10 protein-coding genes are annotated in these 12,876 nt (G+C 69.0%); 7 read left to right on the top strand and 3 right to left on the bottom strand.

Translation table 11 applies throughout. From position 1 onward, the window contains the following. The first annotated feature begins 15 nt into the window (after positions 1 to 15). From ACWEOI_RS18015 to ACWEOI_RS18000, 4 genes are all read left to right on the top strand, one after another. Positions 16 to 1,002 carry an NAD-dependent epimerase/dehydratase family protein gene (locus ACWEOI_RS18015; RefSeq protein WP_452360308.1) on the top strand — a complete coding sequence of 329 codons (987 nt, stop codon included), beginning with the start codon at positions 16 to 18 and terminating at the stop codon, positions 1,000 to 1,002. Between the two features lie 31 nt (positions 1,003 to 1,033). Beyond that, positions 1,034 to 2,050 (top strand): Rv2578c family radical SAM protein, encoded by a 1,017-nt coding sequence (locus ACWEOI_RS18010; protein WP_433672738.1) that lies wholly within the window; start codon positions 1,034 to 1,036, stop codon positions 2,048 to 2,050. A 106-nt stretch (positions 2,051 to 2,156) separates the two neighbouring features. Further along, positions 2,157 to 4,136: a 2-oxoacid:acceptor oxidoreductase subunit alpha gene (locus tag ACWEOI_RS18005; RefSeq protein ID WP_452360307.1), complete on the top strand. Its 1,980-nt coding sequence runs from the start codon at positions 2,157 to 2,159 to the stop codon at positions 4,134 to 4,136. After that, positions 4,136 to 5,215, top strand: coding sequence for a 2-oxoacid:ferredoxin oxidoreductase subunit beta (locus ACWEOI_RS18000; RefSeq protein ID WP_452360306.1), 1,080 nt, complete (start codon positions 4,136 to 4,138; stop codon positions 5,213 to 5,215). Before ACWEOI_RS18005 ends, ACWEOI_RS18000 begins: the two co-directional genes overlap by 1 nt. Positions 5,216 to 5,219: 4 nt before the next feature. On the opposite strand, the gene ACWEOI_RS17995 is transcribed toward ACWEOI_RS18000, so the two are convergent. Further along, positions 5,220 to 5,759 carry a hypothetical protein gene (locus ACWEOI_RS17995; protein ID WP_452360305.1) on the bottom strand — a complete coding sequence of 180 codons (540 nt, stop codon included), beginning with the start codon at positions 5,757 to 5,759 and terminating at the stop codon, positions 5,220 to 5,222. A 261-nt stretch (positions 5,760 to 6,020) separates the two neighbouring features. Next, the gene (gene ypfJ, locus ACWEOI_RS17990; RefSeq protein ID WP_433672742.1) at positions 6,021 to 6,941 is read right to left on the bottom strand and encodes a KPN_02809 family neutral zinc metallopeptidase; all 921 of its coding nucleotides are present in this window, start codon (positions 6,939 to 6,941) and stop codon (positions 6,021 to 6,023) included. Positions 6,942 to 7,061: 120 nt separating this feature from the next. On the opposite strand from ypfJ, the gene aspS reads away from it, so the two are divergent. Next, on the top strand, positions 7,062 to 8,855 hold the full coding sequence (gene aspS / locus ACWEOI_RS17985) for an aspartate--tRNA ligase (RefSeq protein WP_452360304.1): 1,794 nt from the start codon (positions 7,062 to 7,064) through the stop codon (positions 8,853 to 8,855). Between the two features lie 78 nt (positions 8,856 to 8,933). On the opposite strand, the gene ACWEOI_RS17980 is transcribed toward aspS, so the two are convergent. Further along, the gene (locus tag ACWEOI_RS17980; RefSeq protein WP_452360303.1) at positions 8,934 to 9,989 is read right to left on the bottom strand and encodes a hypothetical protein; all 1,056 of its coding nucleotides are present in this window, start codon (positions 9,987 to 9,989) and stop codon (positions 8,934 to 8,936) included. 196 nt (positions 9,990 to 10,185) lie between these two features. Between ACWEOI_RS17980 and ACWEOI_RS17975 the strand changes: the two genes are divergently transcribed. Further along, positions 10,186 to 11,355, top strand: coding sequence for a phosphotransferase family protein (locus tag ACWEOI_RS17975; protein ID WP_433672744.1), 1,170 nt, complete (start codon positions 10,186 to 10,188; stop codon positions 11,353 to 11,355). Between the two features lie 75 nt (positions 11,356 to 11,430). Further along, positions 11,431 to 12,789: a replication-associated recombination protein A gene (locus ACWEOI_RS17970; RefSeq protein WP_452360302.1), complete on the top strand. Its 1,359-nt coding sequence runs from the start codon at positions 11,431 to 11,433 to the stop codon at positions 12,787 to 12,789. Positions 12,790 to 12,876: the final 87 nt, after the last annotated feature.

Below are 12,876 nucleotides of genomic sequence, written 5' to 3'. Positions count from 1 at the left end.
TATATTCTTCTGACCATGAAGGTCGCAGTCACCGGCGCTGCCGGGTTCCTTGGCACCAATTTGCTTCGCCTGCTTACTGATCGCGGTCACGAGGTCACCGCCATCGACCGGGTCGCCGGTGCCACCCAGCCCGGGGTGACCTGGGTGAACGGTGACGTGCTGGATCCGGTCTCGATGCGGTCCGCGCTCGACGGCGCCGAGGTGGTCTACCACCTGGTCGCGCTGATCACCCTGGCCCACAAGAACGATGTCGCCTGGCGGGTCAACACCGAGGGTGTGCGTGTCGTCGCCGAGGCCGCGCTCGAGGTCGGCGTGCGCCGCATGGTGCACACCAGCTCCATCCACGCGTTCAACCAGTACTCCTGCGGCGGCGTCATCAACGAGCGTTCGCCGCGGTCGATCGACCCGGATCTGCCGGTGTACGACCGGTCCAAGTGGCAGGGCGAGATCGAGCTGCGCTCGGTCATCGACAAGGGCCTGGACGCGGTCATCTGCAACCCGACCGGTGTGTACGGCCCGATCGACAACACCGCCTCGCGCATCAACACGACGCTGTGGGACGCCGCGCGCGGCCGCGTGCCGGTCATGATCAGCGGCGGCTTCGACCTGGTCGACGTGCGTGACGTCGCCACCGGCCTGGTCCTGGCCGGCGAGCGTGGCCGCACCGGCGAGAACTACCTGCTCGGCGGTCACTTCACCGACATGTTCCAGGCCACCCGCACCGCCGCCGAGGTCAACGGGAAGATGAAGCCCGCCTTCGCGATCCCGGCCAAGGTGATCAACGCCTGCATGCCGGTCATGGAGCCGGTGGCCAAGGCCTTCGGCAGCGACCGCATCTCCAAGGCGGCCATGGGCGCGCTGCTGGCCGCCCCGATCGTCGAGCACACCAAGGCCACCGAGGAACTCGGCTACCGTCCGCGGCCCGCCGAGCAGACCATCCGGGACCTGGTCGCCTTCTACAACGGGCAGCCGATCGAGGCCGACACGCAGAAGATTGCTTGACACTCGTTAGAACGCATGTTCGACTGGGGTGGTGCGTTGGCAAAGGCAAACCCTCGGCGCCGATGACGGCGCGCTCCCCGGCCTCGAACGTGCGGGTTTCGTACGCAGCGTACAGACACCCGAGTTCGAGGGCATCACGTTCCACGAGGTGCTCTGCAAGAGTGCGCTGAACCGGGTGCCCGACAGCGGCACCCTCCCGTTCAGCTGGACCATCAACCCCATGCGCGGGTGCTCGCACGCGTGCCGCTACTGCTTCGCCCGCGGCACGCACGAGTACCTGGACCTGGACGCGGGCGCCGACTTCGACTCCCAGATCGTGGTCAAGACCAATGTCGTCCCGATTCTGCGGCGCGAGCTGCACAAACGGTCCTGGCGGCGCGAGCAGGTCGCGCTGGGCACCAATACCGATCCGTATCAGCGCGCCGAGGGCCGCTACCGGCTGATGCCGGGCATCATCACCGCGCTCGCCGAATCCGGCACCGGTTTCTCCATCCTCACCAAGGGCACGCTGCTGCGGCGGGATCTGCCGCTGCTGGTCGAGGCCGCCGGTCAGGTGCCGGTGGACCTCGCGGTGTCCATCGCCATCCTGGACGAGGAACTGCATCGCGGGCTCGAGCCCGGCACGCCGTCGCCGCGGGCGCGGCTGGAACTGGTGCGTGCGCTCTCGGATGCCGGATTCGCCGTTAATGTCATGGTTGCTCCGGTCATTCCGTACCTCACCGACTCCCAGGCGCATCTGGACGCGCTCTTCGCCGCCATCGCCGAGGCCGGGGCCGCCCGCGTCACGGCGTTCCCCATGCATCTGCGCGGTTCCACCCGCGGCTGGTTCCTGGCCTGGCTGGCCGAGGCCCACCCGGCGCTGTTGCGCCGTTACCGGCAACTGTATGGTCGGGGAACTTCGGTGACACCGGAGTATTCTGCGTGGCTACGCGGCCGCATCGAGCCGCTGCTGGAGAAACACCGTTTGAACCGTGATCGACCGGCCGAGCCCGAGGTTCGCGCCGTCGAATCGCACACGCCCGACCCGCAGTTGGCGTTGTTCGCCTGACGGCGGTTCTTTGATCGAAACCATTGCGCTTCACGGGTGTGTCGCGAATATTGCGGAGTAGTTTGGCGTTGGTACCTCACATCTGACGAGGAAGTGATGCACGCGCATGGCTCAGGCAAAGGACACCGTGCAGCATGGCGACTCCGGGGCGTCCGGAAACGGTGACGGCCCAGGGAAATTGGCGGTGGAGAAACTGGAACGGGTCGTCATCCGCTTCGCGGGCGACTCCGGTGACGGCATGCAGCTCACCGGTGACCGTTTCACCCACGAGGCCGCCGCATTCGGCAATGATCTTGCCACCCAACCGAATTTCCCCGCCGAGATCCGCGCACCCCAGGGCACGCTGCCCGGTGTGTCGTCGTTTCAGATCCAGATCGCGGACTACGACATCCTGACCGCCGGTGACCAGCCCGATGTGCTGGTCGCGATGAATCCCGCTGCGCTGAAGGCGAATCTGGAGGATTTGGCGCGCGGGGCGACGGTGATCGTCAATACGGACGAATTCACCAAACGCGCACTGGCGAAGGTCGGGTACGCCGGGGATCCGCTCACCGATGACACCTTGACCGATTTCGTGGTGCACCGGGTGCCGATGACGTCCTTGACGCTCGGCGCAACCGAACCGACCGGTGTGGGTAAAAAGGATGGGCAGCGCGCGAAGAATATGTTCGCGCTCGGCTTGCTGTCCTGGATGTACGGGCGGCCCATCGGCGGCACCGAACAGTTCATGCGGGAGAAATTCGCCGCCACGCCCGATATCGCCGAAGCAAATATCCTCGCATTTCGGGCAGGGTGGAATTACGGCGAAACCACCGAGGCGTTCGCCACCACCTACGAGGTGGCCCCCGCGACGCTCCCGGCGGGCACCTACCGGCAGATCACCGGCAACAACGCGCTCGCCTACGGCATCGTCACCGCCGGGCAGCTGTCCGGGCTGCCGGTCTTCCTGGGCACCTACCCGATCACCCCGGCCTCGGACATCCTGCACGAACTGAGCAAGCACAAGAACTTCGGCGTCACCACCTTTCAGGCCGAGGACGAGATCGCCGGCATCGGCGCGGCCCTGGGGGCCTCACTGGGCGGGGCGCTCGGGGTGACCAGTACGTCCGGTCCCGGCCTGGCGCTCAAGAGCGAGACCATCGGCCTGGCCGTCATGACCGAACTGCCGCTGATGATCATCGACGTGCAGCGCGGCGGCCCGTCCACCGGTCTGCCCACCAAGACCGAACAGGCCGATCTGCTGCAGGCGCTCTACGGGCGCAATGGCGAATCCCCGGTGCCGGTGGTCGCGCCGCGCTCGCCCGCGGACTGCTTCGACGCCGCCGTGGAGGCCGCCCGCATCGCCCTCACCTATCGCACGCCGGTGCTGCTGCTGTCGGACGGTTCCATCGCCAATGGTTCCGAGCCGTGGGCGATTCCGCGGGTCGATCAGCTCGCCCCGATCGACCCGGCGTTCGAACCCGCGGGCGCGCAGGACGATCCGTTCCAGCCCTACGCGCGCGACCCGGAGACCCTGGCCCGGCCGCTGGCGGTGCCCGGCACCGCGGGCCGCGCGCACCGGATCGGCGGCCTCGAGAAGGCCGATGGGAGCGGCAATATCTCCTATGAACCGGCCAATCACGAACTCATGGTGCGATTGCGGCAGGCCAAGATCGACGGCATCGCCGTGCCCGAGCTGGCGGTGGACGATCCCGGCGGCCACGCCGAACTGCTGCTCATCGGGTGGGGCAGCTCCTACGGTCCGATCGGCGAGGCCTGCCGGCGGGCACGGCGGCGCGGGGTGCCGGTGGCGCAGGCGCACCTGCGGCATCTGAATCCGTTCCCGCCCAATCTCGGTGAGGTGCTGCGCCGCTACCGCACCGTGGTCTGCCCGGAGATGAACGGCGGCCAGCTGGCCATGCTGCTGCGTGCCCGCTACCTGGTCGACGTGCAGCCGTGGACCAAGGTGGCCGGCACCGCCTTCCAAGCACAGGAACTGGTCGGCGTCATCGACGCGGCCCTGGACGGCTCCATCGCGGAGATGGAGCAGGACAAGGCTTTCGCCGCACGGGCGCGCGCGACCTACCGCAATCCAGGGGGCAAGTGATGACCATTCTCGAAAACCCGCTCGTGGGCGCCGATCTGGGCCTGACCGGACTGTCCGGGGTGCCGCGGGCGGCGGGCCCGCAGAAGGCCAAGGACTACACCTCCGATCAGGAGGTGCGCTGGTGCCCGGGCTGCGGCGACTACGTCATCCTCGCCACCGTGCGCGGGTTCCTGGCCGAGCTGGGCCTCGAGCGCGAGAACCTCATGTTCGTCTCCGGCATCGGCTGCTCGAGCCGGTTCCCGTACTACCTGGAGGCGTACGGGATCCACTCCATCCACGGCCGCGCCCCGGCCATCGCCACGGGGATGGCGGTCACCCGGCCCGACCTGTCGGTCTGGGTGGTGACCGGCGATGGTGACGCGCTCTCCATCGGCGGCAACCATCTCATCCACGCCCTGCGCCGCAATGTGAACATGACGATCCTGTTGTTCAACAACCGGATCTACGGCCTCACCAAGGGCCAGTACTCGCCGACCTCGGAGACCGGCAAGGTCACCAAGTCCACCCCGATGGGCTCGATCGACCACCCGTTCAACACCCTCTCGGTGGCGCTGGGCGCGGAGGCCACCTTCGCGGCCCGGGCCCTGGACTCCGACCGGGCCGGGCTCACCGAGGTGCTGCGGGCCGCCGCCGAACACCGCGGCACCGCGTTCGTGGAGATCCTGCAGGACTGCCCGATCTTCAACGACGGCTCCTTCGACGCGCTGCGGCGCGAGAACGCCGAATCGCATCTGGTCCGGCTGCGGCACGGGCAGCCCATCCGCTTCGGCGCGGACAATGAATTCGCCGTGGTCCGTGACGGTTTCGGCCTGAAGGTGGCGCGTGCCGACGGCGTCGCCGACTCCGACATCGTGGTGCATGACGCCTACACCGACCAGCCCGAATACGCCTACGCCCTGTCGCGGCTGTCCGACCAGGACCTCACCCACGTGGTGACCGGCGTCTTCCGCAGCGTCACCCGCCCCACCTACGACGACGGCGTCCGCGCCCAGCTCGGCACCGCCGTCGAACGCAAACCGGTGAGCCCGAACTCCTTGCAGGAGTTGCTCACCGGCAACGAAACCTGGACGGTCGGTTGAGCTGTCAGGCCGGAGCGAAGGCGTTCAGCAGGCGCTGGAACAGATCGTCGAAGCGCTTGCGGGACGCCTTCTGCTCGTCGCTGAGGCCGTCGGTGATCTCGGGCGCGTACACGATCAGATGCAGATCCTGATCGCGGTGCTCGGGCATGTAGTCGATGATCGAGGTGCCCTTGTCGGTGGCGTCCGGGGTCCCCATATCGGCGGTGACCAGCGCTTTCATCTCGGTTGCCGCCGCGGTCAGGACATCGGCGGGCACCTTCCCGTTGACCGGCTGCGCGGTGGGATCGGACCGCTTCACCGCGTGCCCGTCCGCTTGCACCTCGAGGGAGGGCCGCAGATCGGTCCGGGTCTGCCAGCCCGCGGGCAGGGCGGTGAGCGTGAACAGTGCCGGGGGAGCGGCCGCCGCCGGTCGCACCCCCGCGAATCCGCCCGCGCCCGTGAGCAACACCGCACACGCCGCCGCGGTCAGCGCGGCCCGCCATCCGCGCCGCCGCACCGCGATTCCCGCCACGCCGGGTTGTCCCGCCACCCCTGCTGTTCCCATCGCATCCCTCCAAGTCCCTGGTGAGCGTGCGCCCGCCGCCCGCAGATTGTTGCCCCGCACCCATCCGGGCGCGCAGCGCCACGCCGACGCCGCACCGGAAGGAGACACGGCTCGCGGGATTCGCCCGAATTGGCCCGTGGCGAGGTACCCGGCGGTCGCGCCGGGTCGGTCCATCGAGTGGCCCACCGGCATCGAGCGTCCGGGGCGGGACATGGCGAGGGCCCCGTCCGATTCGGACGGGGCCCTCGGGTCGGGTCGGGATCAGCGCAGGGCGGGCGGGTTGCCGAGGTCCTGGGCGGAGTAGGTGTCGCAGGCCTTGACCTGGCCGGTCTTGTAGCCGGTCAGGAACCACTTCTGGCGTTCCACCGAGGAACCGTGGGTCCAGGCTTCGGGGTTGACGCGGCCGGTGGCGGCCTTCTGGATGCGGTCGTCGCCGACGGCGGAGGCGGCGGAGAGCGCGTCGCGAATGTCGTTGTCGGTCAGCGGCTTCAGGAAGGGCTGGCCGCCGCCGGGGGCGGGCAGCTTGTCGGCGTAGGCGGCCCAGACGCCGGCGTAGCAGTCGGCCTGCAGCTCGGTGCGGACCGCGCCGGAGGTCGGGCCCTTGGGGTCGCGCTGGGCCTTGTTGATGTCGCCGAGCTGGTTCTGGATGTGGTGGCCGAACTCGTGGGCGACCACGTACTCCTGGGCCAGGGGTCCGCCGCTGGAGCCGAAACGGTCGACCAGTTCCTGGAAGAAGCTGGTGTCGAAGTAGGCGGTCTTATCGGCGGGGCAGTAGAACGGGCCCACCGCCGAGGACGCGCGCCCGCAGGCGGTGTTCACCGCGCCGGAGAACAGCGTCACCTTCGGCGCCACGTATTTGCGGCCGGTCTGCTTGGGCAGCTCGGTGCCCCACACATTGTCCAGGCTCTGGACGGTGGCGATGACCCGGCAGTCCACGTACTTGTTGGCGTCCGCTCCGGTCTTGCAATGCTCGGGGGCGGTCGCGGTGCCGGACTTGGAGTTCGAATCCGCACCCGTGAATTGGCCCAGGATGCTGCCCGGATCGCCGCCGAGCAGCAGGGACGCGATCAGCGCGATGATGCCCAGCGCGCCACCACCGAGAGCCAAGCCGCCGCCCAGACCGGGTCCACCGCCGCCACTCACCCGGTTCGGGTCGATTTGCAGGCCCTCGTTGAAGGTCATGCGTATCACTCTGACACGGGCGAGCGGATATCGGTTTCCACTCGCTGCACGTGTCTCTCTACGATGGGTCTGCACCTGGTCACCCGCACCGGTGCTTCGAGTCCCGTCGAAAGGAATCCCGTGCTGCGCACCCACTTGGCTGGTTCGCTGCGAAGCGAGCACGCCGGTCAGACCGTCACCCTCACCGGCTGGGTGGCCCGGCGGCGAGACCACGGTGGCGTGATCTTCATCGATCTGCGTGATGCTTCGGGTGTGGCCCAGGCCGTCTTCCGTGAAGGCGAGCCCGCGGAGGCCGCCCACAAGCTGCGCAACGAGTTCGTCGTGAAGATCACCGGCGTGGTCGAGAACCGTCCCGAAGGCAGCGAGAACCCGAACCTGCCGACGGGCGCCATCGAGGTCAACGTGACCGCGCTCGAGGTGCTCAACGAGGCCGCGCCGCTGCCGTTCCAGCTCGACGACGAGCCGGGTGAGGAAGCCCGCCTCAAGTACCGCTACCTGGACCTGCGCCGCGAGGGCCCGGCGCACGCGATCCGCCTGCGCTCCAAGGTGAACACCGCCGCCCGCGAGGTGCTGGCCAAGCACGCCTTCATCGAGGTCGAGACCCCGACCATGACCCGCTCCACCCCGGAGGGCGCGCGCGACTTCCTGGTTCCGGCCCGCCTGGCGCCCGGCAAGTTCTACGCCCTGCCGCAGTCGCCGCAGCTGTTCAAGCAGCTGCTCATGGTCGGCGGCATCGAGCGCTACTTCCAGATCGCGCGCTGCTACCGCGACGAGGACTTCCGCGCCGACCGCCAGCCGGAGTTCACCCAGCTCGACATCGAGATGAGCTTCGTCGAGCAGGAGGACGTCATCCTGCTGGCCGAGGACATCCTCGCCGCGCTGTGGAAGCTGGTCGGCTACGACATCCCGACCCCGATCCCGCACATGACCTACGCCGAGGCCATGCGCCGCTACGGCTCGGACAAGCCCGACCTGCGCTTCGAGGTCGAGATCACCGAGATGATGGACTACTTCAAGGACACGTCCTTCCGCGTGTTCCAGGCTCCTTATGTCGGTGCGGTCGTCATGCCCGGTGGCGCCTCGCAGCCGCGTCGCCAGTTCGACGCCTGGCAGGAGTGGGCCAAGCAGCGCGGTGCCAAGGGCCTGGCCTACATCACCTTCAACGAGGACGGCACCCTCGGTGGCCCGGTCGCCAAGAACTTGACCGACGCCGAGCGTGAGGGCCTGGCCAAGCAGGTCGGCGCCGAGCCGGGCGACTGCGTCTTCTTCGCCGCCGGCGAGCAGAAGTCGAGCCGGGCGCTGCTGGGCGCGGCCCGCGGCGAGATCGCCCGCAAGTGCGGTCTCATCGACGAGAACGCCTGGGCCTTCGTCTGGATCGTGGACGCCCCGATGTTCGAGCCGACCGCCGACGCCACTGCGAGCGGCGATGTGGCCCTGGGCTATTCGGCCTGGACCGCCGTGCACCACGCCTTCACCTCGCCCAAGCCCGAGCACCTGAACACCTTCGACACCGATCCGGCGTCGGCGCTGGCGTACGCCTACGACATCGTCTGCAACGGCAACGAGATCGGCGGCGGCTCGATCCGTATCCACCGCCGCGACGTGCAGGAGCGGGTGTTCCAGGTGATGGGCATCGGCGAGGCCGAGGCGCAGGAGAAGTTCGGCTTCCTGCTCGACGCCTTCTCCTACGGCGCCCCGCCCATGGGCGGCATCGCCTTCGGCTGGGACCGCATCACCGCGCTGCTGGCCGGGGTGGACTCGATCCGCGAGGTCATCGCGTTCCCGAAGTCGGGCGGCGGCGTCGACCCGCTGACCGACGCGCCGACCCCGATCACGCCGCAGCAACGTCAGGAAGCGGGCCTCAACGCCAAGCTGGACGCGAACGGCAACCCGGTCAAGGACGAGGGCAAGTAGCCTCGACACCGATATACGACGACGCCGCGCTGCTCGGGCAGCGCGGCGTCGTCGCTTTTCGACTCGGTCGGGCGGCGGTCAGTACACGACCAGCCGCCCGGTGAGGGTCCGGTAGGCGTAGGTGGTGGCGATCGCGGTCACCGGCCCGGCGATCAGCAGGCCCAGCCCGCAGAACAGGGTGCCGACCACCGTCATCAGCAGCACCGCCAGCGCCAGCAGCGACACCTGCAGGGCGTTCGCGATCACCAGCCGCGCACTGGACTGGATCGCGGCGATCGGATTCTGGTCCTGATCGATCACGAAATGCAGCGCGAACATGCACAGCACCCCGACGATCACCGCCGGGAACAGGCACAGGATCGAGGCCAGGAAGCACGCCGCGAACACGATGAGGGCGGTGATGAGCACATTGCCGGCGTTCACGAATCCGAAGAAGGCCGGGAAATCGGGTGGGGTGCCGTCGGTCTCGTAGAGCGCGCCGCGGATCATGGCCGCCTGCAACAGCCACACCACCAGCGACGCCACCGCGAACAGCAGCACCACCGCCGACAGCGACTGGACGTCAATGATTCTCACCAGCAGGGTGACCAGCAGCCAGGAGATCAGGCCGATCAGCACCATGCCCACCCACGGAACGGCATTGAGCCGGAACCGATCCCACCCGTAGGTGAGGGCGCCGCCCACATCGAGGCGCTCGCGCGGCGGACCGTAGGACTGCTGCGGCACGGGCTCGGTGTCGGGGCCCGCGGCGGGCGGCGGTGTCGAGCCCGGCGGGAAGCCACCCGGGGGAGGCGGATTGCCCGGCGCCATCGCGCCCGGCGGCAACTGCTGCGGCGCGCCGTCGCCGACGCCGGGAGGCCCTTGGGGCGCGCCCGGCTGCGGGGTCAGGGCCGGCGGGGGCTCCACGGGCTCGCTGCCGTAGTGCGCCGCGCCCGGTCCGTCGAATTGCGGGTACCCGGCGAGGCCGGGCAGCTGGTGGCGGGCGGGCCCGGGGCCGGGGTCGGCGGCACCGGAAACCGGTGCGGGCTCGGGGTTTTGGTGATGTCCGGATTGCGGTGGGTACTGTTCGCCGCCCCGGGCGGCGGGACGGTCGCCGGAGGGGTCGTACGGTGCTGAGGGCGGCGTGCCAGTCATGGTCGCAAGCCTTTCACATTTCCCGGTTTACGGTGTGGCGCACAGCAGTTGATCCAAGAGACAACTAGACCCCGCTGGTTGTGTCAAGCAACCAGCGCCGCGTGGGCAAACCCTTCACAAAGACACGCCGTCCGACGCGCGAAAGGTTGTGCAACCGCTCGCTGAAAGTGACCTGGCGGGAGTACCTTGGGTTCCGATGACCGCACTATTGGCCGAACGCGCCGCCGAAGTCGTGTCCGCGGCACAACAGTTGCTCACAAAGCGAATGGGTGCTGCGGTAAAGCTGAGTGACCCCATGGAGCTCAGCGGCAGTGGTAGGACGACGGTCCTACGTGTCCGCGTTGCGGAGAACGCCTTCTCGCTCCCTCGCACACTCATTGTGAAGCAGGTAGCGGGTCCGGCGACGGAGCGACGTACCGGCGGCATGGCGCCGGGGGTCGCCAGCATCGATTCCGCATTCCTACGCGAAGCGGTCTCGTACCAATTCACCACCGCCCTCGGTCGCGACCATCGCCCAGGCGCCTACTTATTGGGCTACAGCCTGCCCGGCCGCCTGCTCATTCTCAGCGATCTCGGCGAGAACCTCTCGCTCACCGCGGTCCTGCAGTCCGGTGTCGAGCCCAACAAGCGCAACGCGCTCATGGCGTTCGCCCAGGCGCTGGGCCGCATGCACGCCGCGACCGTCGGCCGGGAAGCCGACTTCGTCGCCCTGCTCCGCCGCGTCGACGTGGTGCACCGGGTGGACGGCATCGCCCAGCAGGCCGAGTCCGCGGTCGCCGAGGTGCCGATCATGCTGCAGCGCGAACTCGGCATCGAGGTGCCCGGCGAGATCGCCGAACGCATCGTGCGCGGCAACCGCCTGTTCTCGGCCGGCCGCTACCGCGCCTTCAGCCCCTCGGACCTGTGCCCGGACAATGTCATTCTCAATGACGAGGGCGCCCGCTTCCTCGACTACGAGTGGGGCGGCTTCCGCGACGCCACCCTCGACATCGCCTACGCGCTGGTCTCGTTCCCGGGCTGCCTGTGCGATTTCGAGCTCTCCCGCGAACGCGCCCACCAGATGGTGGAGGCGTGGCGGTCGGAAGTGGTGGCGGTCTGGCCCGCGCTGGCCGACGACGCCGTGCTCGCCGAACGCATTCTCGAGGCCCGGCTCATCTGGGTGTGGCTGTCCACCTACTGGTTCCTGCCCGCCGACCACGCCCGCATCGCCGCCGCCCGCGAGCACGGCCTGTCGATTCCGCGGTCGGCCGCGCTGATCAACCGCTGGGCCGCCCTCGCAGAGGACGCCCGCTGCACCGGCGACGACACCCTCGGCGACTTCGCCGAGCACGTCTCGGCCACCCTCGAGGAGCGCTGGGAGGAGTAGCCCTCCTCCATCACCATCGATCGCTCGGGGTCGCCGTCAGCGAGGGTGTCGGAGCCGATCGGTAGGGTTCGGGGCGTGAGTGATGGGCTCTTCGACGCACCGGGCACGCAGGCCGTCGCCGACGACTTCGCGGCGAGCGCGGTGCGCTTACCCGCTGCCGACGATCGGTTCGCGCCGCTGGCCGTGCGCATGCGTCCGCGCACCCTCGACGAGGTGGTGGGCCAGCAGCATCTGCTCGGTCCCGGCTCGCCGCTGCGCCGGCTGATCGAGGGATCGGGTGCGGCGTCGGTGCTGCTGTACGGTCCGCCCGGAACCGGTAAGACCACCCTCGCCTCGCTGCTCTCGCAGGCCACCGGCCGCCGGTTCGAGGCGTTGTCGGCGTTGTCGGCGGGCGTGAAGGAAGTGCGCGCGGTCATCGATCTGGCGCGGCGGCGGCTCACCGTCGGCGAACAGACCGTGCTGTTCATCGACGAGGTGCACCGCTTCTCCAAGACCCAGCAGGACGCGTTGCTGGCGGCGGTGGAGAACCGGATCGTGCTGCTGGTCGCGGCGACCACCGAGAATCCGTCGTTCTCCGTGGTGTCGCCGCTGCTGTCGCGGTCGCTGGTGCTGCAACTGCAGTCGTTGACCGAGGCCGAGATCCGTCAGGTGCTGGCCCGCGCCATCGCCGATCCGCGCGGGCTGGCGGGGGAGTACACCGTCACCGACGAGGCCCTCGACCACATCGTGCGGATCGCGGGCGGCGACGCGCGGCGCTCGCTGACCGCACTGGAGGCCTCGGCCGAATCCTCCCTGGACGGCACTGTGGGCGTGGAACTGGTGGAGGCCAGCGTCGACAAGGCCGCGGTCCGCTACGACCGCTCCGGCGACCAGCACTACGACGTGATCAGCGCCTTCATCAAATCGCTGCGCGGTTCGGACGTGGACGCCGCGCTGCACTACCTGGCCCGCATGATCAGCGCCGGTGAGGATCCGCGATTCATCGCCCGCCGCTTGATGATCCAGGCCAGCGAGGAGGTCGGCATGGCCGACCCCACCGCGTTGCAGACCGCGGTCGCCGCCGCCCAGGTGGTCCAGCTGGTCGGTATGCCCGAGGCGCAATTGGCCTTGACCCAGGCCACGATTCACATCGCCACCGCCCCGAAATCGGGGTCGGTAGTCAAGGGCATCGGCGCGGCCATGGCCGACGTGCGCGCGGGCAAGGCGGGCGCGGTGCCCCCGCACCTGCGCGACGGTCACTATGCGGGCGCGGCCGCGCTCGGCAACGCCCAGGGGTACAAGTACCCGCACGATCACCCGGATGGTGTTCTCGGCCAGCAGTATCCGCCGGACGAACTGGTCGGCACCGACTACTACCACCCGACCGACCACGGCTACGAACGCGAAGTCGGCCCGCGCGTGACCAAACTCCGCCGCATCGTCCGGGGCAGATAGCGCCCCGGGCGAGTATGCGTCGCGCGCCGAATTGCAGTGGATGCCAAAAGCGGTCGTGCGACGCCTCCCGAATACGTCTGCGCCGCA

The organism is Nocardia sp. NPDC004340, assembly GCF_053602575.1.
Note: the sequence above shows the minus strand (reverse complement) of the source record. Positions and strands in the feature narration are given on the sequence as shown.

Bases quoted from the DNA above. Each gene is read 5' to 3' on its own strand.
- ACWEOI_RS18015 (WP_452360308.1), top strand. From the start codon at position 16: ATGAAGGTCGCAGTCACCGGCGCTGCCGGGTTCCTTGGCACCAATTTG.
- ACWEOI_RS18005 (WP_452360307.1), top strand. From the start codon at position 2,157: ATGGCTCAGGCAAAGGACACCGTGCAGCATGGCGACTCCGGGGCGTCC.
- ACWEOI_RS18000 (WP_452360306.1), top strand. From the start codon at position 4,136: ATGACCATTCTCGAAAACCCGCTCGTGGGCGCCGATCTGGGCCTGACC.
- ACWEOI_RS17995 (WP_452360305.1), bottom strand. From the start codon at position 5,759: ATGGGAACAGCAGGGGTGGCGGGACAACCCGGCGTGGCGGGAATCGCG.
- ypfJ (WP_433672742.1), bottom strand. From the start codon at position 6,941: ATGACCTTCAACGAGGGCCTGCAAATCGACCCGAACCGGGTGAGTGGC.
- ACWEOI_RS17980 (WP_452360303.1), bottom strand. From the start codon at position 9,989: ATGACTGGCACGCCGCCCTCAGCACCGTACGACCCCTCCGGCGACCGT.
- ACWEOI_RS17975 (WP_433672744.1), top strand. From the start codon at position 10,186: ATGACCGCACTATTGGCCGAACGCGCCGCCGAAGTCGTGTCCGCGGCA.